This window comes from Pseudomonas sp. NFX15 (assembly GCF_049132105.1).
Lineage (GTDB): Bacteria > Pseudomonadota > Gammaproteobacteria > Pseudomonadales > Pseudomonadaceae > Aquipseudomonas.
On sequence record NZ_JAFMPV010000001.1, the window covers coordinates 338,368 to 364,231 of the forward strand.

Below are 25,864 nucleotides of genomic sequence, written 5' to 3' on the forward strand. Positions count from 1 at the left end.
ACTTCGAGGCAGTACCGAGCCCATCTCCTCTTCTTGATGATTTTCCCAGTCGTTTGCCAGGCGCGCCGACGGCATATCGGTGCACCCGGGTGATCGGCCAGGGTGCGGGGGTTCATGTTTTCCAGCAGTGCTCATCGACACTGCTGCCGTCCTTTGAATTGTTATGAACCGGTTCAATCGGCGCCGGCATTGTCCTGCGAGGACGTTTCATTATCGTCGGGAACTTCGGTTTCTGCCGATGGGTATGACGATTGGCGCGTTTGGGCATTGGGATAGCCGGGTAAGCCACGGGTATCGCCCCGCGTGGTGCCCTCGTCGCCTTTCAGCGGATGCTGCCAGTCAGTCGTCGCGTTCGGGTCTTCGTCTCGTCCGGCACTTCCCAGAACGAAGCCGTCATCGTTGGGACTCTGATCGTTCTTGAGCGATTTTTCAGGCCGTGATGGTTTATTCATGGCTGCCTCCAATTGGCGTGGGTCGAACTTTTTTGAAGCGCACTTAACTGGGGAGTGCGATGCACAAGACGAACGGTGCGCGCGTTTATCTCTTCATTTCGCTCTACGCCTCTACATTTATCAAAAACTTATACGAAGCGGCGCCGGACGGGAGTCCCTGTAGAACTTCCGAGGCGGCCCGATACCATTCATCGGGTACATAAAAAAAACTTCAAGCATTTTTCAACGAGGCGAAATCCGAGTAAGTGTCCATTGCGACAATAAGCAACTAACGAAACGCTTTTAGATATTGGAGAGCTATCATGACTACAGGTAATAAAAACCCTGGAAACTTCGCCAATGATCGTGATAAAGCTTCTGAAGCCGGTAAGAAAGGCGGTCAGGCATCGGGCGGCAACTTTGCCAACGACCGTGAAAAAGCTTCGGAAGCAGGACGCAAAGGTGGCCAGAACAGCCACGGCGGCGGTCGCAAAGCCGAGTAAAATCAAGGGTGACCGTGCTTCCCTCACGCGCATGGACGCGATAAACGGGACACAACCACCTTAGGTGAAATCGACAATCCATGAAACGTCTCGCGCCTGCGAACGGCGGGTGTAATTGTGTTATCAACCTGCGTTGCCGTAATAGGCGAAGCGACGCGATACAACTTTATGTGGCTGGGTGGTCATATAGCCATTCAACTAATGAATATATGTCTGTTCTTTATGATCACCGTTATACATATGAGGCACATAGAAATGGCACAAGACAAACAAAGCGGAATGTCTGTAAACGAAGCGGGTAAAAAAGGTGGCGAAGCCACTTCCGCGTCCCATGACAAAGAGTTCTACCAGGAAATTGGCAGCAAAGGTGGCCAAAATAGCGGTGGTAACTTTAAAAATGATCCCGAACGTGCAGCAGAAGCTGGAACCAAAGGCGGTCAGAACAGTGGCGGCAACTTCAAAAACGATCCGGAACGAGCCGCCGAGGCCGGAAGCAAAGGTGGTCAGAACAGCGGCGGCAATTTTGCCAATGATCGGGAAAAGGCCTCCGAAGCAGGACGCAAGGGTGGTGAAAACAGCCATGGTGGTGGGCGCAACAGCAATAGCTAATGCGACTGGTGCAGGGGAGCCTAGCTCCCCTGCCATTTCCGCACCGCGGCGGCAAGTGGCTGCTTAATACCCCGCCAAAGGTGACTTCTAACGGACGACACTTTACTAGGAGCCCGCATGATAAACGCTCAATCAAACTCCCGTTGCGCATGCCAGGAATGCTCTTGCAGTTTCACTTCCGACAACGCGGTCGAGCGCGACGGCAAGCGTTATTGCAGTCAGGCCTGTGCAGACCTTCACCCGAACGGCAATCCCTGTCCGGCCTCTGATTGTCATTGTGAACGCAGCATGGCGCTGCATGACCGCCACGTTAGTGATTCGAAGCTGGACGAAGCGGTCGAAGAAACTTTTCCAGCCAGCGATCCGATATCGCCATGATCGACGCGCCGACAGGGGCGCGTCACCCTTTGTCTTTCAAATAGACCACGGGAGGCGCGCTGTTCTTTTTAAAAAGCCATAGCCCAATGATCAACGCCCCGGAGTTCGAATGGATAAGCGAAGAGAAAGCACCGAACGACAAGCGTGGCGGTAGATGAGTTCGCGCCCCGCTGACAGAGATTTCAAAATCAAAAGCCGAACGGTACGGGTACCCTAAATGAAATGACTTACCACAATCTGAACGGAGAACTCACCATGACATCACCCGTATCGATCTTCAGAGGGGCCGACGAAGAAGATGAACAGGCTCGGATAAACGCTATGTTTTATGAGGCGGACAAGCTTGAAGATATTGCCTACCGCCTGTTCGATGAAAGCACTCGAGACGCTGGCGTTTGGCAACACTTTAACGAAGTCAAATCCGCGGCAGATGCCAAACGCACCGAGGCTTGTCGCGCGTGGATGAACATGCGCCGCAAAGTTGCTCCTGTTTGACGCCCGATCCTTTCGTGGGTGGAACTATGGCGCGCTGGGTTGAAAAAAACACTGGCGAAAAACGTCCACGCTGCGCATCCGGTGGCTTGGCAACATCACACCGCGCAACATGAAGCGCACTATTGGCTATTGCCTGGGCTATCTCGCTGCGAGCTTGCTTTTTGGCCGGCTGTAATCTGATCATTTTCAACCCCAAGGGCGACGTCGCCAGCGATGAGCGCGATCTGATCGTTCTGGCGACGCGACTCAGGCCTCGCCGCCTCGACCCTGATGCCCTTCTGTGCCGACGCCACGGCCATTAGCATGGAAGGCGGCAACGAAAACGCCGCGTACCGACTGGCCGCGATTACCGACCAAGAGGTGTTGCTGGCGATTTCCCTGCCACGCTACTCCCTTGACACCCTGCAACTGGCACCCTTCGCCAATGAACGAGGCGCATCCATGACCGTCATATGCATCGACGCTGAACGGAGAAGATCAGCAAAAGAATTTCGTATACCCTTACGCTATCTCACTCCAAATGACCGCCGCCGTGAACCTACCCAAATTCAACGCACCCGACCTTGGCAACACGCCTTCGACTTCGGAAATCATCACTCGCCATCTGCGGGATGCGATTGTCGCCGGGCATTTTGCCGAGGATGAGCCGATCCGTCAGGACGACATCGCCCGCCAGTTCAATGTCAGCAAGATCCCGGTGCGTGAAGCCCTCAAGCGGCTGGAGGCCGAAGGGTTGGTGATGTTCCAGCGCAATCGCGGGGCAATGGTCACGCGGGTGTCCGATGCGGAACTGGCGCAGATGTTCGAAGTGCGGATGTTGCTGGAGGACAAGATTCTGCGCCTGGCGATTCCAAACATGACCGAAGAGACCTTCGCCCGTGCCGAACGCATCTGTCAGGAGTTCATTGGCGAGGATGATGTGGGGCGCTGGGCCGAGCTCAACTGGGAGCTGCATTCCTGCCTGTACGAGCCGGCGCAGCGACCGTTCCTGGTGAGTCTGATCCGTTCCGTCAACGACAAGCTGGAGCGTTATCTGCGCATGCAGATGAGCCTGTCGGCCGGTAAGGAACGGGCCGATCACGAGCACCGCGAGATTCTGGCGGCCTGCCGCGCCGGCGACGTGGACCTGGCGGTGAAGCTTCTGGACGAACACATTGCCGGCGTTTGCAAGACTCTGTTCGAACACCTGCCCCACACCCACTGACCGCTCTGGATACTGTGCCGATTTCGTCATCGATACAGGCTAAATCCATCAAGCCGCCCTCCTAGCGCACGGGCCACTCTTGCGTTCACTCAACCGAATGGACGTGGCCCTCCCATGAAACGCATCTCTGTGATCGATTCCCACACCGGCGGCGAACCGACCCGCCTGGTGACCGCAGGCTTTCCTGATCTGGGCACTGGCAGCATGGCCGAACGGCGCAAGGTCCTGGCCGAACAGCATGATCAGTGGCGCGCCGCCTGCGTGCTGGAACCACGGGGCAGTGATGTGCTGGTGGGCGCCCTGCTCTGCACGCCGGTGGACCCAAACGCCTGTGCCGGGGTGATTTTCTTCAACAACACCGGTTATCTGGGCATGTGCGGCCACGGCACCATCGGCCTGGTGGCGTCGTTGGCGCACCTGGGCAAGATCGGCCCCGGCGTGCACAGCATCGAAACGCCGGTGGGCACGGTGCAGGCTACCCTGCACGAAGACCATTCGGTGAGCGTGCGCAACGTGCCGGCCTACCGTTATCGCAAGGCGCTGGCGGTGCAGGTACCGGGCATTGGGCAAGTGGTCGGTGATATCGCTTGGGGCGGCAACTGGTTTTTCCTGATCGCCGAGCATGGCCTGCGGGTGGCTGGCGACAACCTCGAAGCGCTGACCGCCTACACCTTCGCCGTGCAGCAAGCACTGCAAGCCCAAGGCATTCACGGTGAAGACGGCGGCCTGATCGATCACGTCGAATTGTTCGCCGATGACGATCACGCCGACAGCCGCAACTTCGTGCTCTGCCCCGGCAAAGCCTATGACCGTTCGCCCTGCGGTACCGGCACCAGTGCCAAACTGGCCTGCCTGGCCGCCGACGACAAGTTGCAACCGGGACAGATCTGGCGCCAGGCCAGCGTCATCGGCAGCGCGTTCGAGGGTTCCTACGAATTGCAGGGTGAGCGCATCGTGCCGACCATTCGTGGTCGTGCGTTCATCAGTGCCGAGGCGAGCCTGATCATCGAACAGGCCGACCCGTTCGCCTGGGGCATTCGCCCATGAACGAAGGCCAGATGGCCGATGTGATCGTGATCGGCGCCGGCATTATCGGCGCCGCCTGTGCCCAGGCGCTGGCCCGTCGTGGCTTGCAGGTGCTGGTGCTGGACGCCGGCCTGCACAGCGCCACGGCCGCCGGCATGGGCCACTTGCTGGTACTTGACGACAACCCCGCCGAACTGGCCCTCAGTCAATACTCGTTGCAGCGCTGGCGCGAACTGGGCACGGATCTGCCCGACAGCTGTGCCTACCGCTGCAACGGCACGCTGTGGCTGGCGGCGAACGCCGAAGAAATGGCAGTGGCCCACAGCAAATTCCTCAACCTGCAAGCCCAAGGCGTGGCTTGCGAACTGATCGGCGCCAGCGCCCTGCGCCAGCGCGAACCGGAACTGAGCGAAGGACTCGAAGGCGGCTTGCTGATCAACGGCGACGGCATTCTATACGCCCCGGCGGCGGCCAGATGGATGCTCGACACGCCGAACGTCCACCAGCGCCGGGCACGGGTCAGTGCGGTCGACGGCAACCGCGTCGGCCTCGAAGATGGGCACTGGTTGAGCGCCGATGCCGTGGTGTTGGCCAATGGCATTCAAGCCAACGAACTGTGCCCGGAATTGCCCATCGAGCCAAAAAAAGGCCACTTGCTGATCACTGACCGCTACCCCGGCAGCGTCACCCATACCCTGGTGGAACTGGGTTATGTCACCAGTGCCCACAATGCCACTGGGCCGTCGACCGCCTGCAATATCCAGCCGCGCCCCACCGGGCAACTGTTCATCGGCGCCTCGCGGCAATTCGGCACCAGCGACCCACAAGTCGAAGGCTGGATGCTCGCGAAAATGCTCAAGCGTGCCGCCGAGTACATGCCCGGGCTGGCCCGGCTCAATGGCATCCGTGCCTGGACCGGTTTTCGCGCCGCCAGCCCCGACGGATTGCCGCTGGTGGGCCAACATCCTCAACAGCAAGGCTTGTGGCTGGCAGTCGGTCACGAAGGACTGGGCGTCACCACCGCCCCCGGCACCGCCGATTTACTGGTGGCGCAACTGTTCAACGAAACCCCGCCATTGGCCGCGCAGCCTTATCTGCCCCAGCGTTTTCTCGGAGAACCGGTCTATGCCTGAATTGCTGCTGGATGGCCGCGCCCTGAAAGTCGCCGAAGGCACCAGCGTCGCTGCGGCCCTGGCGTTGGCCAGTGACGGCTGCACGCGCACCTCGGTCAGCGGTCAGCGCCGTGCGCCGCTGTGCGGCATGGGCATTTGTCAGGAATGCCGGGTGACCATCGATGGCCGGCGTCGACTGGCGTGCCAGACCCTGTGCCGTGACGGCATGCAGGTGGAGACTCGGCCATGAATGAATACGCTGATCTGTTGATCATTGGCGCCGGCCCTGCCGGGATGAGTGCCGCGCTTGCCGCCGCCCCCAGCGGCGCGCGCATTGTCATGCTCGACGACAACTCGCTGCCGGGCGGGCAAATCTGGCGCGACGGGCCTCAAGCCAACGTGCCCGGTCAGGCCCGGCGCCTGCGTGAGCGCCTGGCATCGTGCAACAACGTCCGCCATCACGCCGGTACTCGGGTGATCGCCAATCCTGGCACGAAACAACTGCTGGTGGAAAATGACGACCATGGCTGGTTGATCAGCTACGACAAACTGATTCTGTGCACCGGCGCCCGTGAATTGCTGCTGCCCTTCCCCGGCTGGACCCTGCCGGGTGTCACCGGTGCGGGTGGTTTGCAGGCGTTGATCAAGGCCGGTTTGCCGGTGCAGGACGAGCGTGTGGTGATCGCCGGCAGCGGTCCGCTGTTACTGGCCAGTGCCGCCACCGCCAAACAGCATGGTGCGCACGTGCAACGCATCGCCGAGCAAGCCAGCCGCAGCGCCGTCGCCGGGTTCGCCGCGCAACTGCCGCGCTGGCCCGGCAAATGGCTGCAATCGTTCAACCTGTTCGACCACCATTACCGCACCGCTACCCACGTATTGGCAGCGCTCGGCACCGACCGGGTGGAAGGCGTGCGCCTGCAACAACAAGGCAACATCGTCGAACTGGAATGTGACCGACTGGCCTGTGGTTTCGGGTTGATTGCGAATATCCAGTTGGGTCAGGCACTGGGTTGCGCCATCGAAGAACAAGCCATCGCCGTGGATGCCTGGCAAGCCAGCAGCCGCGCCGACCATTATGCGGCGGGCGAATGCACCGGGTTCGGCGGCAGTGAGCTGGCCTTGGTGGAAGGAGCGATTGCCGGCCACGCAGCGGTCGGCAATCTGCAAGCCGCCAGGCAATTGTGGCCTCGCCGGGCGCGCTGGCAGGGTTTCGCCAAGGCACTGAACCGCGCGTTCGCCCTCGATCCGCGACTCAAGTCCCTGCCCCAACCCGACACCCTGGTTTGCCGCTGTGAAGACGTGCCCTACGCGGCATTGACCGGTCACGCTGACTGGCGCGAAGCCAAGCTCGCCAGTCGCTGCGGCATGGGCGCATGCCAAGGCCGGGTGTGTGGCGGTGCAGTGCAGCATTTGTTTGGCTGGCAGCCCTCGGCACCGCGCCCACCCTTCAGCCCGGCGCGGATCGAAACCTTGATGTCCCTCGACGATACCCCGCCAGCGTGATGACCACGCCAGGGGTTTCGGCCACGCTGCCAAGTCTCTATGATCCCGGGGGTCACCCTCAGACCCCAAGCGCCATGTATCCCTCGCTCACCACCTTTAAACCTTGCGACCTGCTGACGCTGCTGAACAGCCTTCAGCCCATCGCGCCGTTGCTTGACACCCTCTCGGACGTGGTGTTTTTCATCAAGGACTGCGAGGCCCGCTACACCTTCGTCAACCAGACCCTGGCCCGGCGTTGTGGTTTCAAACACCGGGACGAACTGTTGGGGCGCACCGCCGAAATGGTCTTCCCGGAACGCTTCGGTCCGCTGTACACCGAGCAGGATCGGCGCGTGCTGTCCAGCGGCCGCGAACTGGCCGATCAGCTGGAACTGCATTTGTATTATGGTAATCAGCCGATCTGGTGCCTGACCCACAAACTTGCCTTGATGGATGAGCAGGGTCGAATCGTCGGCCTGGCCGGTATTTCCCGCGACCTGCAATCGCCGCAGTCGAATCATCCGGCGTTCCAGAAACTCGCCGCCGTGGATGCCCATATCCGCCGCCACTTCGCCCGCGCCATCAGCCTCGCCGAACTGACCACCATCGCCGGGTATTCCGTGGCGCAATTGGAGCGCCACTGCAAACGGGTGTTCCAGCTCACCCCACGGCAAATGATTCACAAGGCGCGCCTGGAAGAAGGCTCGCGGTTGTTACTGCACACCGAGTTGCCGATTACCGAGATTGCCTTGCGCTGCGGGTATACCGACCACAGTGCTTTTAGCCGGCAGTTTCGGGCGCTGACCAGTTTGTCGCCGAGCCAGTATCGCGATAATCAGCGTTAGGCGGGAGATGAAACGTGGCCAGTGTTCCTTAAAGGTGCGCCCACACACCCATTGCTCCCATCTGTAACACTGCCATCGTTTGCCCAGGTTCACTCTTCCACCTGATGCTCTCTTGCAAGACCTCTACTCCAAGGCCTGACAATTAATTCACCGTCGAGACTGGCATTGGGCACGTTGATTGCTATTGTTAATATCGTATACGAAATCCCCAATACGATATCTAACAGCACTCACATCAACGAGGCCTCTATGAAAAACCCCGCATTTGCCGTAGCCCTCAGCGCTGTTCTCAGTACGTCCTTTATCGCCACGTCCCAGGCCGACAAGCTCGACGACATCATCGGTTCGGGCAAGCTGCGCTGCGCCGTGACCCTGGACTTCCCGCCCATGGGCTTTCGCGATGCCAGCAACTCGCCGGCCGGCTTCGATGTGGACTATTGCCACGACCTGGCGAAGATCCTCGGGGTCGAGGCCGAAGTGGTGGAAACGCCGTTCCCGGATCGCATTCCGGCACTGGTCTCCGGGCGGGCTGACGTGATCGTCGCGTCCACCTCCGACACCCTCGAACGCGCCAAGACCGTCGGCCTCACCGTGCCTTACTTTGCCTTCCAGATGGTGGTGCTGACCCGCGACGATACCGGCATCAACGGCTTCGACGACCTCAAGGGCAAAGCCGTGGGTAACACCAGCGGCACCTATGAGGCCATCGCCCTGGAGAAAGATGTGAAGAACTGGGGCTCTGGCAGTTTCCGCGCCTACCAGTCACAGAGCGATACCCTGCTGGCTGTCGCCCAAGGCCACATCGATGCCACCGTGGTCACCAATACCGTGGCCGCCGCCACCCTCAAGTCGGGCAAATACAAAAACCTGAAAGTCGCCGGTAACGCCCCGTATGTCATCGACTACGTGTCCCTGGGGGCCAAGCGCAGCGAGTACGGCCTGCTCAACTACCTCAACCTGTTCGTCAACCAACAGGTGCGCACCGGTCGCTACAAGGAGCTGTTCACTAAATGGGTCGGCACCGAGATCCCGCCGACCAACCTGACCGTGCCTCAGGTCTACTACTGAGATGTCCGGCATGCCTAGGCCCATTTCTCTGACCGGGCGTAGCCTGGTGGCGGGTGCCGCACAAGGCGCCCTGCTGTTTGCCGATGTCGGCTTGAGCTTCTGGGGCGGCGTCGATCCCTGCACGGGTGAAGTCATCGACCGCCATCACCCGCTCAGCGGCCAACACCTGGCCGGTCGCGTGCTGGCGATTCCCAGTGGTCGCGGCTCGTGCACCGGCAGCAGTGTGTTGATGGAGTTGATCAGCAACGGCCATGCACCGGCGGCACTGGTGCTGGCCGAAGCCGACGAGATTCTGACCTTGGGCGTGCTGGTGGCGCAGACCATTTTTGCCCGTTCCCTGCCGGTGCTGTGCATCGGTCAGGAGGCCTTCGCCGCCTTGCGCGGCCAGGCCTTCGCCCGGGTCGAAAATACAAGGCTGAGCCTGTTCGAGCACCTGCCGGGCGACGCCTGGCAGGCGCTCGACAACCCACTTCCAAACACTGGCAGCCGCGCCTCGATCAGGCTCACCGAGCACGATCAGGCGCTGCTCGATGGCCGGCATGGCAAGGCCGCACAAATGGCCATGCAGATCGTCCTGCGCATGGCCGAACTGCAGGGTGCCGACCACTTGGTGGATGTCACTCAAGCACACATCGACGGCTGCATTTACACGGGACCTGCGAGCCTGCGCTTTGCCGAGCAACTGGTGCAATGGGGCGCAAAAGTGCGGGTGCCCACCACCCTCAATTCAATTTCTGTCGACCAGCGCCGTTGGCGCGAACTGGGTATTGACCCGGCCCTGGGTGAACCGGCCAGTGCCTTGGGCGATGCCTACATGGCGATGGGCGCACAGCTGAGTTTTACCTGCGCGCCGTACCTGCTCGACACTGCACCTAAGGCTGGCGAGCAGATCGTCTGGGCAGAATCCAACGCCGTGGTCTACGCCAACAGCGTGCTCGGTGCACGCACCCTCAAATACCCGGATTACCTGGACATCTGCATCGCGCTCACCGGTCGCGCCCCGCTGATCGGCTGCCACCTGGACGCGCAACGCAAGGCACGTTTACTGATCGAGTTGCCGGCCCTCGGTGAACTGGACGATGCCTTCTACCCGCTGTTGGGTTACCACATTGGTGCCCTGGCCGGCAGTCGCGTACCGCTGGTGCTGGGACTGGAAAATCACCAGCCGAACTTGGACGACCTCAAAGCCTTTGGCGCGGCTTTCGCCACCACCTCTGCGGCGCCCCTGTTTCACATCGCCGGGATCACCCCCGAGGCCATTGACCCGGCACAGGTGCTGGATGCCGACACGGCCATTGCCGTGGAAAAAATCCGCCTGAATGACCTGCTGTCGAGTTGGCGCGAACTCAACAGTGCTCGCGATAACCGGGTGGATGTGGTGTCGCTGGGTAACCCGCACTTTTCCCTCAGCGAGTTCGCTCACCTGGCGCGACTGTGCCGCGCACGACACAGACACCCGCAGGTGGTGCTTGCCATCACCTGCGGTCGTGCCGTGTTGGAGCAGGCCCGCGAGGCCGGGCACATCGCTGTGATCGAAGCATTTGGCGCGACCCTGGTCACCGACACCTGCTGGTGCATGCTCGGCGAACCGGTCATCCCCCTGGCGGCCAAGACCCTGATGACCAACTCGGGCAAATACGCCCACTACGCACCGGGCCTGGTCGGCCGCAAGGTGCACTTCGCCAGCTTGGCCGAATGCGTCGACGCGGCCTGCACCGCAACGGCCAGCGGACGTTTGCCAGCCTGGTTACAACCTGCCGCCCTACTGGAGAGCCCAGCGCATGTTTGACTACAGCTTCCAATGGCGCTCCGCCCTGCGCGCCCTGCCGGACATGCTGGCCGGTGCCATTGTCACCTTCGAAACCGCCGCGTTGTCGATGATCTTCGGCGTACTGATCGCCCTGGCCCTGACGGTGATGCGCGAGGCCAAACACCCTTTACTGCGCGGTTTCGGCAACGGCTGGGTGTCGATTGCCCGCAACACCCCGTCGCTGTTCCAGATCTACATCCTCTACTTTGGCCTCGGCTCGCTGAACCTGCACGTCAGTTCCTGGTTCGCCCTGCTGGCCGGGATCACCTTCAACAATGCCGGGTACCTGGCGGAAAACTTTCGCGGCGGCCTCAAGGCCGTGCCGAACACGCAGGTACGTGCGGCGCGTTCCCTGGGCATGAGTGCCTTCCAGGCCTACCGCATGATCATCGTCCCGCAACTGCTGCGGATCGTGTTCTACCCGCTGACCAATCAGATGGTCTGGGCGGTGTTGATGACGTCGCTGGGGGTGATCGTAGGGCTCAACAATGACCTGACGGGGGTGACCCAGGAATACAACGTCAAAACCTTCCGCACCTTCGAGTATTTCGCCATCGCAGCGGTGCTGTATTACGCCATTGCCAAGGCTATCGTCGCGACAGCGCGGCTGATGGCCTGGCGGTTGTTCCGTTACTGAGGAGCTGTGCATGTTTTCCACCGATTTTTCCTCGAATGACCTGATGTTCCTGCTCAACGGTGCGTGGGTCACGATGCAGCTGACGTTCTGGTCGATCATTCTCGGCTCCGTGGCCGGGTTGTTCTTCGGTCTGCTGCGGGCCTTGCTGCCACGGGCCAGCCTGCCGCTGGCGTGGGTGCTGGACGTGTTTCGCAGCGTGCCGTTGCTGATCCAGTTCGTGCTGTTCAACTCGCTCAAAAGCATCGTCGGTTTGAACATCAGCGCCTTCAGCGTCGGCTGCATTGTGCTGGGTGTTTATGCCGCCGCGTACTTCACCGAGATCGTGCGTGCTGGCGTGTTGGCGGTGCCGTTCACCGTGCGCCGGGCCAGCCGTTCGCTGGGGCTGAGCTTCTTGCAGGACTTGCGCTGGATCGTCCTGCCGATGGCCACCCGGGTAGCGTTCCCCGGCTGGCTGAACCTGGTGCTCGGTGTCATGAAAGACACCGCGCTGGTGATGTGGATCGGCATCGTCGAACTGCTGCGCGCCTCGCAAACCATCGTCACCCGCATCCAGGAACCGTTGCTGGTGCTGTGCATCGCGGGCCTTATCTACTACGTCATGAGCCTGGTGGTCGCACGCCTGGGCGCTCGTCTGGAAAGAAGGTGGCAAGAAAATGATTGAGATCGACAACGTACACAAATCATTCGGCAACCTCGAAGTGGTCAAGGGCGTCAACCTGACGGTGAACAAAGGCGAAGTGGTGTCGATCATCGGCGGCTCAGGCTCCGGCAAATCGACCTTGCTGATGTGCATCAACGGCCTGGAACCGATCCAGAAAGGCAACATCCGCGTTGACGGCGTCGAGGTCCATCACAGCGCCACCGACCTCAATCGCCTGCGGCAGAAGATCGGCATTGTGTTCCAGCAATGGAATGCCTTCCCGCATCTGACCGTGCTGGAAAACGTCATGCTCGCGCCGCGCAAAGTGCTGGGCAAAAGCAAGGCTGAAGCTCAAGAGCTGGCAGTCAGGCAACTGACCCACGTCGGTCTGGGCGACAAGCTCAAGACCTTCCCGGGCAAGCTGTCCGGCGGACAGCAACAACGCATGGCCATCGCCCGCGCCCTGGCCATGTCACCGGACTACATGCTGTTTGACGAAGCCACCTCGGCCCTCGACCCGCAGTTGGTCGGCGAAGTGCTGGACACCATGCGCATGCTCGCCGAAGACGGCATGACCATGGTCTTGGTGACCCACGAGATCCGCTTCGCGCGGGACGTGTCCGACCGTGTGGCGTTCTTTCGCAATGGCCTGGTGCATGAGATCGGCTCGCCCGATCAGGTGATTGGCAATCCGGTGCGTGCGGAGACCGCAGCGTTCCTTAAATCAGTGAAATAACCCAAGGCCAAAGCAACCCTGTAGGAGCTGGCTTGCCAGCGATGGACCTCAACGATGACGCGTGCATGCTGGATAAACGCGTCGTCCTTGCACTCTTCGCTGGCAAGCCAGCTCCTACAGTGCTCAAGGTCCTGACAGACAACACAAGGATCAAACCATGCGTTCATCTAAAGTCATTCATGTCGTCAGCTGCCACGCCGAAGGTGAAGTCGGCGATGTGATCGTGGGCGGTGTCGCCCCGCCGCCCGGCGCCACCGTGTGGGAACAATCACGCTGGATCGCCCGGGACGAAACCCTGCGCAACTTCGTGCTCAACGAGCCCCGTGGTGGCGTGTTCCGCCACGTCAATCTGCTGGTTCCGGCCAAAGACCCTCGGGCGCAGATGGCCTGGATCATCATGGAACCGGCCGACACCCCGCCGATGTCCGGCTCCAACTCGTTGTGCGTCGCCACCGTATTGCTCGACAGCGGCATCCTGCCCATGACCGAGCCGCAAACCCGCCTGGTGCTGGAAGCGCCCGGCGGCCTGATCGAAGCCGTGGCCGACTGCCGGGATGGCAAGGTGCAACGGGTGGAAGTGAAAAACGTGCCGTCTTTCGCTGATCGACTGGACGCGTGGATTGAAGTTGAAGGCATCGGTTCGTTGAAGGTCGACACCGCTTATGGCGGCGACAGTTTTGTGATCGTCGATGCCCAAGGCCTGGGTTTCTCCATCCGCCCGGATGAAGCGGCCGATCTGGTGGCGGTCGGGCTGAAAATCACCCGCGCCGCCAATGAGCAACTGGGCTTCGTCCACCCGCTGAACCCTGAGTGGTCGCACATTTCCTTCTGCCAGATCGCCGCGCCCATCGTCCATGAGAACGGCATCGCCACCGGCGCCAATGCGGTGGTGATTCAACCGGGCAAGATCGACCGCTCCCCCACCGGCACGGGTTGCTCGGCGCGCATGGCGGTGTTGCACGCCAAAGGCTTGATGCAGGTTGGCGAACGTTTTGTCGGCCGCTCGATCATCGGCTCCGAGTTCCACTGCCGCATTGATTCGCTGACCGAAGTCGCCGGCCGTGCCGCGATTTATCCGTGCATTTCCGGGCGGGCGTGGATCACCGGCACCCATCAATTACTGCTCGATCCGAGTGATCCGTGGCCACAAGGCTATCGTCTGTCCGACACCTGGCCCGGCGCCTGACCACGCCATCCCTGAACCCCCAGACCAACGGCTAGCAAAACCCCCTAAAACCCGAAAAAAGAACTGGCCGAGCATCGTCATTTTAAATATCGTATACGAAATACAATTAACGAACCGGAGGCAACAATGAGCAAGCGCATTAACTGGAGTGGCGTCTTCCCCGCAGTGACCACTCAATTCAACGATGACTTCTCCATCAATCTGGAAAAAACCCATCAGGTGATTTCCAACGTGATCCGCGACGGCGTGTCCGGCCTGGTGGTCTGCGGCTCGGTGGGTGAAAACACCTCGCTGACCGCCGAAGAAAAAATCGCCGTGACCGAAGTGGCCGTCGATGCCGCCCGTGGTCGCGTGCCGGTGATTTGCGGTGTGGCTGAGTTCACCAGCGTGGCCGCGGCCAAGGTCGCCAATGCGGTGCGCCGGGTCGGCGTCGATGGCGTGATGCTGATGCCGGCGCTGGTCTACGGTTCCAAGCCGTTCGAGACCGCCGAGCATTACCGCTATGTGGCAAAAAACGCCGATGTGCCGCTGATGGTTTACAACAACCCGCCTATCTATAAGAACGACGTCACCCCCGACATCCTGATTTCCCTGGCCGACTGCGACAACGTGGTGTGCTTCAAGGACTCCTCTGGCGACACCCGCCGCTTCATCGACGTGCGCAACGAAGTCGGTGACCGTTTCGTGCTGTTCGCCGGCCTCGACGACGTGGTGCTCGAAAGCATCGCCGTGGGTGCCGAAGGTTGGGTCTCGGGCATGTCCAACGTGTTCCCGAAAGAAGGCGAAACCATCTTCCGCCTCGCCAAGGCCGGCCGCTTCGCTGAAGCGATGCCGATCTACGAATGGCTGATGCCGATCCTGCACCTCGATGCCCGTGCCGACCTGGTGCAGTGCATCAAGCTGTGTGAAGCCATCGCCGGTCGCGGCAGCGCGTTGACCCGTCCGCCACGCCTGGCCCTGCCGGAAGCCGACCGCGTGTTCGTCGAGCAGATCATGGCCAAGGCCTTGGCCAACCGCCCGGAGCTGCCGGACGTCGGTCTCTGAGTGATTGCCGGGCGGGTCTATGCAGACCCGGCCCGGCTGCCCGTTTTTTGCGCCTCAACAAGGAACGTCAGCATGTCCAATCCTCAACACACTCAAAGCGCAACCACACCCTCGGGACTTAAACGCGTCGTGGCCGCCGCCATGGCCGGCACCGTCGCCGAGTGGTACGAATTCTTTCTCTACGGCACCGCCTCGGCGCTGGTCTTTGGCCAGTTGTTCTTCCGCCAGACCGACAGCCCCGTCGATGGCATCATCGCGGCCTTCGCCCTGTACGCGGTGGGCTTTCTCGCCCGGCCATTGGGCGGTTTGGTGTTCGGTCACTACGGTGACAAATTCGGCCGCAAACGCCTGTTGCAACTGAGCCTGGTGGTGGTCGGCATCACCACGTTCCTGATGGGGTGCCTGCCTGGCTTCGACCAAATCGGTTACGCAGCGCCAGTGCTACTGGTGCTGTTGCGGTTGATCCAGGGTTTCGCTTTCGGTGGCGAATGGGGCGGCGCGATTCTGCTGGTGTCCGAACATTGTCCGGACAATCGTCGGGGCTTTTGGGCCAGTTGGCCGCAAGCCGGGGTGCCGGCCGGCAACCTGGTGGCCACGGTGGCCCTGCTGCTGTTGTCGTCGAACCTGTCGGAGCAACAGTTCCTCGCCTGGGGCTGGCGCGTGGCGTTCTGGTTCTCGGCGGTAGTCGTGTTGATCGGTTACTGGATTCGCACCAGCGTCGATGACGCGCCGATCTTCAAAGAAGCCCAGGCCCGCCAGGCACACACCAAGCAGCAACAGCTCGGCGTGGTGGAAGTGTTGCGTCATCACTGGCGTTCGGTGCTGGTGGGGATCGGCGCACGGTTTGCCGAGAACATCCTCTATTACACCGTGGTGACGTTCTCGATTACCTATCTCAAACTGGTGGTGCACAAGGACACTTCGCAAATTCTGCTGCTGATGTTCGGCGCGCACCTGCTGCACTTCTTCCTGATCCCGCTGATGGGTTATTTGTCGGACATTGTCGGGCGCAAGCCGGTGTACCTGACCGGCGCAGTGCTCACAGCGTTCTGGGGTTTCATCGGTTTCCCGCTGATGGACACCGGCAACAACTGGCTGATCATGGCCGCCATCACCCTGGGCCTGGCCATCGAGTCGATGACGTATGCGCCTTACTCGGCGCTGATGGCTGAACTGTTCCCGACACACGTGCGCTACACCGCTTTGTCCCTGTGCTACCAGGTGGCGCCGATCTTTGCCGGTTCCCTGGCACCGCTGATCGCCATCACCTTGCTCAACAAGTACCACAGCTCGACGCCGATCGCCTGGTACCTGGTGGGCGCCGCGCTGATTTCCGTGGTGGCTGTCGGCCTTGCCCGCGAGACCCGTGGCAAGTCATTGCGCCAGGTGGATGCCGAGTCGGCGGCACGGGTGGCGGCGCTGGACCCGGCCTCGAGGAGCCCACGCCGGGCCGATTCTCTGGCTTGAGTAAATCCCTGTAGGAGCGAGCCTGCTCGCGATGGACGTTAACGATACCGCGCTGATCCTGGATAAACGCGGTGTCGTAGAAACCATCGCGAGCAGGCTCGCTCCCACAAAGGTTTTGCGTTGCTACCCCCCTTTTTTCGACAGGAGCTTTCTTGATGTCTGAGATCCTCGGCTACAACTACATCGGCGGCGTCCGCAGCGCAGCCGGCAACATCGTCCTGCACAGTCACGACGCCAGCACCGGTGAAGCGCTGCCGTTTTCATTCATCCAAGCCACCGCGCAAGAAGTCGACGCCGCCGCCCAGGCCGCCGCAGCCGCCTACCCGGCTTTTCGCAACCTGCCGGCGACGCGCCGCGCAGAATTCCTTGAAGCCATCGCCACGCAACTGGATGCCCTCGATGATCAATTCGTCGCCCTGGTGACCCGTGAGACCGCCCTGCCCAGCGCCCGGATTCAGGGCGAGCGCGGCCGCACCAGCGGCCAGATGCGCCTGTTCGCCCAGGTCCTGCGTCGGGGCGACTTCTATGGCGCGCGCATCGACCGTGCGCTGCCGGAGCGTCAGCCGTTGCCACGGGTTGACCTGCGCCAGTACCGGATCGGCGTCGGTCCGGTAGCCGTGTTTGGCGCCAGCAATTTTCCATTGGCCTTCTCGACGGCGGGCGGCGATACCGCAGCAGCCCTGGCCGCCGGTTGCCCGGTGGTGTTCAAGGCCCACAGCGGGCACATCGCAACCGCCGAGTGCGTGGCCAATGCGATCTTGCGCGCCGCCGAGCAGACCGACATGCCCAAGGGGGTGTTCAACATGATCTACGGCGCGGGTGTCGGTGAAGCGCTGGTCAAGCACCCGGCGATTCAGGCCGTCGGTTTCACCGGCTCGCTCAAAGGTGGCCGTGCCCTGTGCGATATGGCCGCCGCACGGCAACAACCCATCCCGGTGTTCGCCGAGATGAGCAGCATCAATCCCGTGTTGGTATTGCCCGACGCATTGCGTGCACGCGGCGAGAAAATCGCCGGTGAACTGGTGGCATCGGTGGTCCAGGGTTGCGGGCAGTTCTGCACCAATCCGGGGTTGGTCATGGGTATTCGCGCCCCTGAATGGACGGCGTTCACGGCGCGACTCAGCAGCCTGATGGCTGAGCAACCGGCGCAAACCATGCTCAACGCTGGCACCCTCGGCAGCTATGAAAAAGGCGTGAAGGCCTTGCTCGAGCATCCGGGCGTGACGCACCTGGCCGGCCACGATCAGCAGGGCAACCAGGCGCGGCCGCAACTGTTCAAGGCCGACGTCAGCCTGCTGCTCAATGGGGATCCACTGCTCCAGGAAGAAGTGTTCGGGCCGACCACCCTTGTCGTCGAGGTGGCGGACGAGGTAGAGCTACGGCAGGCGTTGAACAGCGTGCACGGGCAACTGACGGCGACATTGATTGGCGAAGCATCGGATCTTCAGGCCCATGCGGAGCTGCTGGTACTGCTCGAACAAAAAGTCGGCCGGGTTCTGTTCAACGGTTATCCCACCGGGGTCGAGGTCTGCGATGCCATGGTCCATGGCGGGCCTTACCCTGCTACCTCCGATGCCAGAGGCACGTCGGTGGGCAGCCTGGCCATCGAGCGGTTCCTGCGTCCGGTGTGCTTCCAGAACTGCCCGGACGACTTCCTCCCCGACGCCTTGAAAAACGCCAACCCGCTGGGGATTGCACGGCTGGTGGATGGCAGCAGCCAACGCGGCTCAATCTAGACAACCCCACAAAAACTGTGGGAGCGAGCCTGCTCGCGATGGCGGTGTGTCATTCAACAATGATGTCGCCTGACATTGCGCCTTCGCGAGCAGGCTCGCTCCTACAGGATTGAGCACTTTGTTTCAATCAGCCGAGCAGCGCCATGAGGTCGTTGTACAGCGCCTCGGGAATATGCACGCCTGCCTCCAGGCTGCGTACCCGCGCCGCGTAACGTCGTTGCGACGGTAAGCGTGCGCCCTGCCCTTCAATGCCCTGGAACAATGTTTCGGCCCGGGCCAAATGTTCTTCAGTGGCATCCCCCAGGAAGCGCCGAGGGTCCAGGGCGATGATCAACTCGCCATGGTACGGCGACGACTTGCTGCCCCCGTCGTACGCCAGCGATTCGGCGCTGGTCAGGTCACCGATCAGCGGCCCGGCAATCAACTCCACCATCGCTGCCAGCGCCGACCCCTTGTGCCCGCCAAACGTCAGCATCGCGCCGCTGTCGAGCACCACGTTGGCGTCGGTGCTCGGCTGGCCTTGGGCGTCAACGCCCCAACCTTCGGGAATGGCCTTGCCGGCACGCCGGTGCAGCTCAATGTCACCCCGGGCAATCGCGCTGGTGGCGAAGTCGAACACAAACGGATCTTGCCCCGCACGCGGCCAACCGAAGGCAATGGGATTGGTGCCGAACACCGGCAGTCGTCCTCCCGCCGGCGCCACCCAGGCGTGGCTCGGGTTACACGCCAGTGCCACCAGGCCGGCAGCCGTCAGTTGCTCGATCTCCACCCACAGCGCCGAGAAATGTACACAGCGGTTGATGGCCAACGCCGCAATGCCGTTGGACCGGGTTTTCTGCGCCAGCAACGGCAACCCCGCCTGAAACGCCAACTGCGAAAACCCGCCGCCAGCATCCACCCGCACAATCGACGGCGCCTGGTCGATCACCTGTGGCTCGGCATCGGCTGACACCTTGCCGGCCCGCAGGGAATTCACACACCCAAGGACCCGGTACAAACCGTGGGAGGCACAGCCATCACGTTCGCCAGCGATCACCGTCGCCGCCACCGCTTGTGCATGCGCCAGATTAAAACCGTTATGCAACAAGATCGATTCGGCCAACTCACGGGCTTCGATCAGGGTCAGTCGGATCATGGTCATCTCCTTGGACAGACCGGTCAGGGTGGTCTGTTCGAGGCGTTATGGCTTGATGGGTTTGTGCATTGGCGGTGACGAAATTGGCACAGCGCAGGCCCGTTGAACCCGTGGCTGCCGAGATCCAGTGTAGGAGCGAGCCTGCTCGCGATGGCCGCACCTCTCTTTCAAGACTGATTGATGCTTTTGCGGCAACACAGAATTACCATCGACCCAATTGATGCATCATTAATAAAAGGCGCAGGCTAGAGAGCTGGCCAGGGTCTTATATCATTCCGAATGATAGTTACCTTCGCCCCATTCGATTCGTGACATATCACCCTGCCGCGCATCATTCGCCAATCTCAACACATTGGCGGATGCATCCATGGAACAGTCACTCAAACATTTGCGCTTCCCGTTGGCCTTGTTGGCCGTACTGGTGATGAGCGCCTGCGGTAAAGCCCCGGAAACTGCCGCCACCGCACCCGCCGCCAAAGTCAGCGTGGCCAAGGTGCTCGAACAACCGGTCAACGAGTGGGACGAATTCACCGGGCGCCTTGAAGCCCCGGAAACCGTGCAGATTCGTCCACGGGTCTCCGGCCAGATCGACGAAGTGGCTTTCACTGAAGGCGCACTGGTCAAGAAAGGCGACCTGCTGTTCCAGATCGACCCCCGCCCTTTCCAGGCTGAGGTCCGCCGCCTCGAAGCGCTGGTTGCCCAATCTCGCGCCAACGCGACCCGCAGTGAAAACGAAGCCCAACGCGGTGAACGCCTGCGTACCAGCAACGCCATTTCCGCGGAACTCGCCGACTCGCGTACCAGCGCCGCTCAAGAAGCCCGCGCCGCGGTCGGTGCCCTGCAAGCACAGCTTGATCTGGCGAAATTGAACCTGAGCTTCACCCGCGTCACCGCGCCGATCAGCGGCCGCGTCAGCCGCGCGGAAATCACCGCCGGCAACCTGGTGACCGCCGATACCACCGCGCTGACCAGCGTGGTTTCCACCGACAAGGTCTACGCCTACTTCGACGCTGACGAGCGCGTCTTCCTCAAGTACACCGAACTGGCTCGCCAGGGCAAACGCGGCGCCACCACCCCGGTCTACATGGGCCTGTCCAACGAAGACGGCAACCCGCACCAGGGCGTGATGAACTTCGTCGACAACCAGGTCAACCCGAAGACCGGCACCATCCGTGGCCGCGCCGTGTTCGACAACAGCGATGGCAGCTACACCCCGGGCCTGTATGCACGTCTGAAACTGGTGGGCAGCGGCACCTACAGCGCCATGCTGATCAACGATGAAGCCGTCGGCACCGACCTTGGCAAGAAGTTCGTGATCGTGATGGACGGCGACAACAAGACCGCCTACCGCGCTGTGGAACTGGGGCCGAAGATCGAAGGCTTGCGCATCGTGCGCAGCGGCCTGAACAAGGACGACACCATCATCGTCAAGGGCCTGCAACGGGTACGCCCTGGTTCACCGGTCACCCCCGAGGTGATTCCGATGGCCAGCGAACAAACCCTCGCGGCACTCGCACAACAACGCCAAGCGCTGGAAGCCAGCAACCTGCCCCAAGTCGCACCTGCCAAGGTTGCGCCGGGTACGGCTGTGAAACTGGCTGCCACGACCCCACGCGGTTAAGGGATTTCTACGATGAATTTTTCCCAATTCTTCATTTCGCGGCCGATCTTCGCAGCGGTGCTGTCGCTGTTGATCCTGATCGCCGGTGCGATCTCGCTGTTCCAGCTGCCGATCAGCGAATACCCGGAAGTGGTGCCGCCGACCGTTGTGGTCCGTGCCAACTTCCCGGGGGCCAACCCGAAAGTCATCGGTGAAACCGTAGCCGCTCCGCTGGAGCAAGCCATTACCGGCGTCGAGAACATGCTGTACATGTCCTCACAGTCGACCGCCGACGGCAAGATCACCCTGACCATTACTTTTGCGCTGGGGACTGACCTGGACAACGCACAGGTGCAGGTACAGAACCGCGTGACCCGGACCGAGCCGAAACTTCCCGAGGAAGTGACGCGCATCGGCATCACCGTGGACAAGGCATCACCCGACCTGACGATGGTGGTGCACTTGACCTCGCCGGACAAACGCTACGACATGCTCTACCTGTCCAACTACGCGATCCTGAATATCAAGGATGAGCTGGCGCGCCTGGGCGGTGTCGGTGACGTGCAGTTGTTCGGCATGGGCGACTATTCGCTGCGCGTATGGCTCGACCCGAACAAGACCGCTTCGCGCAACCTGACCGCGACTGATGTGGTCACCGCGATTCGTGAGCAGAACCGCCAGGTGGCCGCTGGTGCACTGGGCGCGCCCCCTGCCCCGAATGCGCAAAGCTTCCAGCTGTCGGTCAACACCCAAGGCCGTCTGGTCAGTGAGGAAGAATTCGAGAACATCATCATTCGCTCTGGCGACAACGGTGAAATCACTCGCCTGAAGGACATTGCGCGCGTCGAGCTGGGTTCCAGCCAGTACGCCCTGCGTTCGCTGCTGAACAATCAACCCGCCGTGGCGATCCCGATCTTCCAGCGTCCTGGTTCCAACGCCATCGAGATCTCCAACGAGGTTCGGGCCAAAATGGCCGAACTGAAGAAGAGCTTCCCCGAAGGCATGGATTTCAGCATCGTCTATGACCCGACGATCTTCGTGCGCGGCTCCATCGAGGCGGTGGTTCACACCCTCTTCGAAGCGCTGATCCTCGTGGTACTGGTGGTGATCCTGTTCCTGCAAACCTGGCGCGCCTCGATCATTCCGTTGGTTGCTGTGCCGGTCTCGCTGATCGGTACCTTTGCCGTGATGCACTTGTTCGGCTTCTCGCTCAATGCCCTGTCGCTGTTCGGCCTGGTACTGGCGATCGGTATCGTGGTGGACGATGCGATCGTGGTGGTGGAGAACGTCGAGCGCAACATCGAGCTCGGACTGACCCCGGTCGAAGCCACCAAGCGCGCCATGCGCGAAGTGACCGGCCCGATCATCGCGACGGCGCTGGTGTTGTGTGCGGTGTTTATCCCGGCGGCGTTCATCTCCGGTCTGACGGGTCAGTTCTACAAGCAGTTCGCCCTGACCATCGCCATTTCGACGGTGATCTCGGCCTTCAACTCGTTGACCCTGTCGCCAGCCCTGGCCGCCGTATTGCTCAAGGGTCACGACGCACCGAAAGACCGTTTTTCCCGGGTGCTGGACAAGATGTTTGGCGGCTGGTTGTTCCGTCCATTCAATCGATTTTTTGAAAAGGCCAGCCATGGTTATGTCGGCACCGTCGCCCGTGTGATCCGCTCCAGCGGTATTGCCCTGATGCTGTACGCCGGCTTGATGGTCCTGACCTTCTTCGGTTTCTCCAGCACCCCGACCGGTTTCGTCCCCGGCCAGGACAAGCAATACCTGGTGGCCTTCGCGCAATTGCCGGACGCCTCGAGCCTGGACCGTACCGAAGACGTGATCAAGCGCATGTCCGACCTGGCGTTGAAACAGCCGGGCGTGGAAAGCGCAGTGGCCTTCCCTGGCCTGTCGATCAACGGTTTCACCAACAGCCCGAACGCCGGCATCGTGTTCGTCACCCTCAAACCGTTCGAAGAGCGTAAAGACCCGAGCATGTCCGCCGGCGCCATTGCCGGTGCCTTGAACGGCCAGTACGCGAACATTCAAGAAGCCTACATGGCGATCTTCCCGCCGCCGCCCGTACAAGGCCTGGGCACCATCGGTGGTTTCCGCCTGCAAATCGAAGACCGGGGCAACCTGGGCTACGAAGAGCTGTACAAGGAAACCATGAACATCATCGCCAAGAGCCACAATGTGCCGGAACTGGCGGGCCTGTTCACCAGCTACACGGTCAACGTGCCTCAGGTCGACGCGGCTATCGACCGCGAGAAGGCCAAGACCCACGGCGTGGCTGTCAGCGACATCTTCGACACCCTGCAGATCTACCTGGGTTCGTTGTATGCCAACGACTTCAACCGCTTCGGTCGCACTTATCAGGTCAACGTTCAGGCTGAGCAGCAGTTCCGCCTCGAATCCGACCAGATCGGCCAGCTCAAAGTGCGCAACAACAAAGGCGAGATGATCCCGCTGGCGACCTTCATCAAGGTCAGCGACACCTCGGGCCCGGACCGCGTGATGCATTACAACGGCTTCATCACCGCTGAAATCAACGGTGCTGCAGCCCCTGGCTACAGCTCCGGCCAGGCCGAGAAAGCCATCGAGAAACTGCTCAAGGAAGAACTGCCGAACGGCATGACCTACGAGTGGACCGACCTGACCTACCAGCAGATTTTGTCCGGTAACACCGCGCTGTTCGTGTTCCCGCTCTGTGTGCTGCTGGCGTTCCTGGTTCTCGCGGCCCAATACGAAAGCTGGAGCCTGCCACTGGCGGTGATCCTGATCGTACCGATGACCTTGCTGTCGGCCATCACCGGTGTGATTGCCTCCGGCGGTGACAACAACATCTTCACCCAGATCGGCCTGATCGTACTGGTGGGCCTGGCCTGTAAGAACGCGATCCTGATCGTCGAGTTCGCCAAGGACAAACAACTCGAAGGCATGAACCCGCTGGCCGCGGTCCTGGAAGCGTGCCGCCTGCGTCTGCGGCCGATCCTGATGACCTCCTTCGCGTTCATCATGGGTGTCGTGCCCCTGGTGTTCTCCAGCGGCGCCGGTGCCGAAATGCGTCACGCCATGGGTGTGGCGGTGTTCTCCGGGATGCTTGGGGTGACCTTCTTCGGCCTGTTGCTGACGCCAGTGTTCTACGTACTGATTCGTAACTTTGTCGAGCGTGGCCAAGCGCGCAAAGCGGCCAAGGCCACCCTGAAGCTGGAGTCGCACTGATGAGTTTGAAAGCCTTCCTGCCGAGCCTCCTGGTACTGGCGCTGAGCGCCTGTGCCGTGGGCCCGGACTACAAGACGCCCACCACCGAGGCGGCCCACATCACGGCCGTCACCGATGGCGCCGCCGGCCAGAAGAACTTTGACCGTTCGCGTTTCGAAGGCATCTGGTGGCAGCAGTTCGAAGACCCGACCCTCAACCAGTTGGTGACCAAGTCCCTGCAAGGCAACCGTGATCTGCGCGTCGCCTTCGCTCGCTGGAAAGCAGCGCGGGCGATTCGCGATGACGTCAGCAACGATGCCATGCCGACCATCACCAGCCGCGTCAGCAGTGACCTGGGCAAAGGCCAGATTCCGGGACAGACCACCGATCGGGTTAACAGCGAACGCTATGACCTGGGCCTGGACATGGCTTGGGAGATCGACCTGTTTGGCCGCATCCAGCGCAATCTGGAATCGGCCAATGCCGAGCAACAGGCCTTTGAGGCTGACCTGTATCAACTGCAAGTCACCATGATTGCCGAACTGGTGGATTCCTACGGTCAACTGCGCGGTGCGCAACTGCGGGAAAAAATCGCCCTGGCCAACCTGGAAAACCAGCAGGAATCGCGCAAGATCACCATCAGCCTGCGCGACGCCGGCGTCGGCGATCAGCTCGATGTAGAGCGTGCCGATGCGCGTCTGGCATCGGTCGAAGCCAGCGTGCCGCAATTGCAGGCCGAGCAGGTTCGGCAGAAAAACCGTATCGCCACTCTGCTGGGCGAGCGTCCGGACAAGCTGAGCGTGGACCTGAGCCCAAAAGACTTGCCGGCAATTGCCAAGGCATTGCCCATTGGTGATCCGGGTCAGTTGTTGCAACGCCGTCCGGACATCCTCAGCGCCGAACGCAAGCTGGCCTCGGCCACGGCGCGTATCGGCGTGGCCAAGGCCGATTTGTTCCCACGGGTCAGCCTCAGCGGCTTCCTCGGCTTTACCGCCGGGCGTGGTTCGCAGATCGGCTCTTCGGCGGCCAATGCCTGGGCACTCGGTCCGAGCATCACCTGGGCGGCGTTTGACCTGGGCAGTGTGAAGGCGCGTCTGCGCGGTGCGGATGCCGATGCCGAAGGCGCCTTGGCGACTTACGAGCAGCAAGTGTTGCTGGCCCTGGAGGAGTCGGAAAATGCCTTCAGCGACTACGGAAAACGCCAGCAACGGTTGATTTCGTTGATTCGCCAAAGTGAGTCCAGCCGTTCCGCGGCGGACCTGGCAGAGATTCGTTATCGCGAAGGCACCGCGGATTTCCTCGTATTGCTTGACGCCCAGCGAGAACGCCTGGCCGCCGAAGACAGCCAGGCCCAGGCTGAAGTCGACCTGTATCGCGGCATCGTCGCGATCTACAAGGCCCTCGGCGGCGGCTGGCAGCCGGAGACGGTCGCCAGCAACTGACGGCGTTGTTAAAGAGCTCCTTTGGTTGGCCGCAACCAACCAATTCCTTTGCCCCGCGTCTCATTCGGTCGCGGGGCTTTTTTTGC

General features: G+C 61.3%; 24 protein-coding genes and 1 pseudogene. 23 read left to right on the top strand and 2 right to left on the bottom strand.

Annotated features, from left to right (window positions below):
- Positions 1-173: 173 nt before the first annotated feature.
- Positions 174-452 (bottom strand): hypothetical protein, encoded by a 279-nt coding sequence (locus tag J1D76_RS01440; protein ID WP_421136662.1) that lies wholly within the window; start codon positions 450-452, stop codon positions 174-176.
- Positions 453-754: 302 nt separating this feature from the next.
- On the opposite strand from J1D76_RS01440, the gene J1D76_RS01445 reads away from it, so the two are divergent.
- From J1D76_RS01445 to J1D76_RS01540, 20 genes and pseudogenes are all read left to right on the top strand, one after another.
- Entirely contained in the window at positions 755-934 is a 180-nt protein-coding gene (locus J1D76_RS01445; protein ID WP_421136663.1) for a general stress protein, read from the top strand.
- Positions 935-1,189: 255 nt separating this feature from the next.
- Positions 1,190-1,543, top strand: coding sequence for a general stress protein (locus tag J1D76_RS01450; protein WP_421136664.1), 354 nt, complete (start codon positions 1,190-1,192; stop codon positions 1,541-1,543).
- Positions 1,544-1,660: 117 nt separating this feature from the next.
- Positions 1,661-1,921, top strand: coding sequence for a metallothionein (locus tag J1D76_RS01455; protein ID WP_421136665.1), 261 nt, complete (start codon positions 1,661-1,663; stop codon positions 1,919-1,921).
- Between the two features lie 255 nt (positions 1,922-2,176).
- On the top strand, positions 2,177-2,416 hold the full coding sequence (locus tag J1D76_RS01460) for a hypothetical protein (RefSeq protein WP_421136666.1): 240 nt from the start codon (positions 2,177-2,179) through the stop codon (positions 2,414-2,416).
- A 246-nt stretch (positions 2,417-2,662) separates the two neighbouring features.
- Positions 2,663-2,869, top strand: a pseudogene (locus J1D76_RS01465) (SIS domain-containing protein); the annotation flags it as partial.
- Between the two features lie 67 nt (positions 2,870-2,936).
- Positions 2,937-3,620 carry a GntR family transcriptional regulator gene (locus J1D76_RS01470; protein ID WP_421136667.1) on the top strand — a complete coding sequence of 228 codons (684 nt, stop codon included), beginning with the start codon at positions 2,937-2,939 and terminating at the stop codon, positions 3,618-3,620.
- A gap of 114 nt (positions 3,621-3,734) precedes the next feature.
- A complete protein-coding gene (locus tag J1D76_RS01475; RefSeq protein WP_421136668.1) occupies positions 3,735-4,667 on the top strand; it encodes a 4-hydroxyproline epimerase in 933 nt (310 codons plus the stop codon).
- A complete protein-coding gene (locus J1D76_RS01480) occupies positions 4,664-5,779 on the top strand; it encodes an NAD(P)/FAD-dependent oxidoreductase (RefSeq protein WP_421136669.1) in 1,116 nt (371 codons plus the stop codon). Before J1D76_RS01475 ends, J1D76_RS01480 begins: the two co-directional genes overlap by 4 nt.
- Positions 5,772-6,008, top strand: a complete 237-nt coding sequence (locus tag J1D76_RS01485; protein ID WP_421136670.1) for a 2Fe-2S iron-sulfur cluster-binding protein — start codon at positions 5,772-5,774, stop codon at positions 6,006-6,008. The genes J1D76_RS01480 and J1D76_RS01485 overlap by 8 nt, the downstream gene beginning before the upstream one ends.
- Positions 6,005-7,261: an FAD-dependent oxidoreductase gene (locus J1D76_RS01490; protein ID WP_421136671.1), complete on the top strand. Its 1,257-nt coding sequence runs from the start codon at positions 6,005-6,007 to the stop codon at positions 7,259-7,261. The genes J1D76_RS01485 and J1D76_RS01490 overlap by 4 nt, the downstream gene beginning before the upstream one ends.
- A 74-nt stretch (positions 7,262-7,335) precedes the next feature.
- On the top strand, positions 7,336-8,085 hold the full coding sequence (locus J1D76_RS01495) for a helix-turn-helix domain-containing protein (protein WP_421136672.1): 750 nt from the start codon (positions 7,336-7,338) through the stop codon (positions 8,083-8,085).
- Positions 8,086-8,334: 249 nt separating this feature from the next.
- Positions 8,335-9,153 (top strand): transporter substrate-binding domain-containing protein, encoded by an 819-nt coding sequence (locus J1D76_RS01500; RefSeq protein WP_421136673.1) that lies wholly within the window; start codon positions 8,335-8,337, stop codon positions 9,151-9,153.
- Positions 9,154-9,163: 10 nt separating this feature from the next.
- Positions 9,164-10,942 carry an aconitase X gene (locus J1D76_RS01505; protein WP_421136674.1) on the top strand — a complete coding sequence of 593 codons (1,779 nt, stop codon included), beginning with the start codon at positions 9,164-9,166 and terminating at the stop codon, positions 10,940-10,942.
- Complete coding sequence (locus tag J1D76_RS01510) at positions 10,935-11,600, top strand: amino acid ABC transporter permease (protein WP_421136675.1); 666 nt, start codon at positions 10,935-10,937, stop codon at positions 11,598-11,600. Before J1D76_RS01505 ends, J1D76_RS01510 begins: the two co-directional genes overlap by 8 nt.
- Positions 11,601-11,610: 10 nt before the next feature.
- On the top strand, positions 11,611-12,261 hold the full coding sequence (locus J1D76_RS01515) for an amino acid ABC transporter permease (RefSeq protein ID WP_046042022.1): 651 nt from the start codon (positions 11,611-11,613) through the stop codon (positions 12,259-12,261).
- Complete coding sequence (locus J1D76_RS01520; RefSeq protein WP_421136676.1) at positions 12,254-12,976, top strand: amino acid ABC transporter ATP-binding protein; 723 nt, start codon at positions 12,254-12,256, stop codon at positions 12,974-12,976. Before J1D76_RS01515 ends, J1D76_RS01520 begins: the two co-directional genes overlap by 8 nt.
- Before the next feature lie 157 nt (positions 12,977-13,133).
- Entirely contained in the window at positions 13,134-14,162 is a 1,029-nt protein-coding gene (locus J1D76_RS01525; protein WP_421136677.1) for a trans-3-hydroxy-L-proline dehydratase, read from the top strand.
- Positions 14,163-14,288: 126 nt separating this feature from the next.
- Positions 14,289-15,206, top strand: a complete 918-nt coding sequence (locus J1D76_RS01530) for a dihydrodipicolinate synthase family protein (protein WP_046027192.1) — start codon at positions 14,289-14,291, stop codon at positions 15,204-15,206.
- 72 nt (positions 15,207-15,278) lie between these two features.
- Positions 15,279-16,673 (top strand): fosfomycin efflux MFS transporter AbaF, encoded by a 1,395-nt coding sequence (gene abaF, locus J1D76_RS01535; RefSeq protein WP_421136678.1) that lies wholly within the window; start codon positions 15,279-15,281, stop codon positions 16,671-16,673.
- A 155-nt stretch (positions 16,674-16,828) separates the two neighbouring features.
- Positions 16,829-18,409 carry an aldehyde dehydrogenase (NADP(+)) gene (locus J1D76_RS01540; RefSeq protein WP_421136679.1) on the top strand — a complete coding sequence of 527 codons (1,581 nt, stop codon included), beginning with the start codon at positions 16,829-16,831 and terminating at the stop codon, positions 18,407-18,409.
- A gap of 127 nt (positions 18,410-18,536) precedes the next feature.
- Here J1D76_RS01540 and J1D76_RS01545 read toward each other — a convergent pair whose 3' ends face one another.
- Entirely contained in the window at positions 18,537-19,544 is a 1,008-nt protein-coding gene (locus tag J1D76_RS01545) for an Ldh family oxidoreductase (protein WP_421136680.1), read from the bottom strand.
- Between the two features lie 367 nt (positions 19,545-19,911).
- Between J1D76_RS01545 and mexE the strand changes: the two genes are divergently transcribed.
- From mexE to J1D76_RS01560, 3 genes are read left to right on the top strand one after another with little or no spacing between them, the layout of a single operon-like run.
- Entirely contained in the window at positions 19,912-21,165 is a 1,254-nt protein-coding gene (mexE, locus tag J1D76_RS01550; protein WP_421136681.1) for a multidrug efflux RND transporter periplasmic adaptor subunit MexE, read from the top strand.
- 12 nt (positions 21,166-21,177) lie between these two features.
- Positions 21,178-24,357, top strand: a complete 3,180-nt coding sequence (locus J1D76_RS01555) for an efflux RND transporter permease subunit (protein WP_421136682.1) — start codon at positions 21,178-21,180, stop codon at positions 24,355-24,357.
- The gene (locus J1D76_RS01560) at positions 24,357-25,778 is read left to right on the top strand and encodes an efflux transporter outer membrane subunit (protein WP_421136683.1); all 1,422 of its coding nucleotides are present in this window, start codon (positions 24,357-24,359) and stop codon (positions 25,776-25,778) included. Before J1D76_RS01555 ends, J1D76_RS01560 begins: the two co-directional genes overlap by 1 nt.
- The last annotated feature ends 86 nt before the right edge of the window (positions 25,779-25,864 follow it).

What these genes read in the sequence shown, in the direction of transcription:
- J1D76_RS01440 (WP_421136662.1), bottom strand. Translation starts at nt 452, where the DNA reads ATGAATAAACCATCACGGCCTGAAAAATCGCTCAAGAACGATCAGAGT.
- J1D76_RS01445 (WP_421136663.1), top strand. Translation starts at nt 755, where the DNA reads ATGACTACAGGTAATAAAAACCCTGGAAACTTCGCCAATGATCGTGAT.
- J1D76_RS01450 (WP_421136664.1), top strand. Translation starts at nt 1,190, where the DNA reads ATGGCACAAGACAAACAAAGCGGAATGTCTGTAAACGAAGCGGGTAAA.
- J1D76_RS01455 (WP_421136665.1), top strand. Translation starts at nt 1,661, where the DNA reads ATGATAAACGCTCAATCAAACTCCCGTTGCGCATGCCAGGAATGCTCT.
- J1D76_RS01460 (WP_421136666.1), top strand. Translation starts at nt 2,177, where the DNA reads ATGACATCACCCGTATCGATCTTCAGAGGGGCCGACGAAGAAGATGAA.
- J1D76_RS01470 (WP_421136667.1), top strand. Translation starts at nt 2,937, where the DNA reads ATGACCGCCGCCGTGAACCTACCCAAATTCAACGCACCCGACCTTGGC.
- J1D76_RS01475 (WP_421136668.1), top strand. Translation starts at nt 3,735, where the DNA reads ATGAAACGCATCTCTGTGATCGATTCCCACACCGGCGGCGAACCGACC.
- J1D76_RS01480 (WP_421136669.1), top strand. Translation starts at nt 4,664, where the DNA reads ATGAACGAAGGCCAGATGGCCGATGTGATCGTGATCGGCGCCGGCATT.
- J1D76_RS01485 (WP_421136670.1), top strand. Translation starts at nt 5,772, where the DNA reads ATGCCTGAATTGCTGCTGGATGGCCGCGCCCTGAAAGTCGCCGAAGGC.
- J1D76_RS01490 (WP_421136671.1), top strand. Translation starts at nt 6,005, where the DNA reads ATGAATGAATACGCTGATCTGTTGATCATTGGCGCCGGCCCTGCCGGG.
- J1D76_RS01495 (WP_421136672.1), top strand. Translation starts at nt 7,336, where the DNA reads ATGTATCCCTCGCTCACCACCTTTAAACCTTGCGACCTGCTGACGCTG.
- J1D76_RS01500 (WP_421136673.1), top strand. Translation starts at nt 8,335, where the DNA reads ATGAAAAACCCCGCATTTGCCGTAGCCCTCAGCGCTGTTCTCAGTACG.
- J1D76_RS01505 (WP_421136674.1), top strand. Translation starts at nt 9,164, where the DNA reads ATGCCTAGGCCCATTTCTCTGACCGGGCGTAGCCTGGTGGCGGGTGCC.
- J1D76_RS01510 (WP_421136675.1), top strand. Translation starts at nt 10,935, where the DNA reads ATGTTTGACTACAGCTTCCAATGGCGCTCCGCCCTGCGCGCCCTGCCG.
- J1D76_RS01515 (WP_046042022.1), top strand. Translation starts at nt 11,611, where the DNA reads ATGTTTTCCACCGATTTTTCCTCGAATGACCTGATGTTCCTGCTCAAC.
- J1D76_RS01520 (WP_421136676.1), top strand. Translation starts at nt 12,254, where the DNA reads ATGATTGAGATCGACAACGTACACAAATCATTCGGCAACCTCGAAGTG.
- J1D76_RS01525 (WP_421136677.1), top strand. Translation starts at nt 13,134, where the DNA reads ATGCGTTCATCTAAAGTCATTCATGTCGTCAGCTGCCACGCCGAAGGT.
- J1D76_RS01530 (WP_046027192.1), top strand. Translation starts at nt 14,289, where the DNA reads ATGAGCAAGCGCATTAACTGGAGTGGCGTCTTCCCCGCAGTGACCACT.
- abaF (WP_421136678.1), top strand. Translation starts at nt 15,279, where the DNA reads ATGTCCAATCCTCAACACACTCAAAGCGCAACCACACCCTCGGGACTT.
- J1D76_RS01540 (WP_421136679.1), top strand. Translation starts at nt 16,829, where the DNA reads ATGTCTGAGATCCTCGGCTACAACTACATCGGCGGCGTCCGCAGCGCA.
- J1D76_RS01545 (WP_421136680.1), bottom strand. Translation starts at nt 19,544, where the DNA reads ATGATCCGACTGACCCTGATCGAAGCCCGTGAGTTGGCCGAATCGATC.
- mexE (WP_421136681.1), top strand. Translation starts at nt 19,912, where the DNA reads ATGGAACAGTCACTCAAACATTTGCGCTTCCCGTTGGCCTTGTTGGCC.
- J1D76_RS01555 (WP_421136682.1), top strand. Translation starts at nt 21,178, where the DNA reads ATGAATTTTTCCCAATTCTTCATTTCGCGGCCGATCTTCGCAGCGGTG.
- J1D76_RS01560 (WP_421136683.1), top strand. Translation starts at nt 24,357, where the DNA reads ATGAGTTTGAAAGCCTTCCTGCCGAGCCTCCTGGTACTGGCGCTGAGC.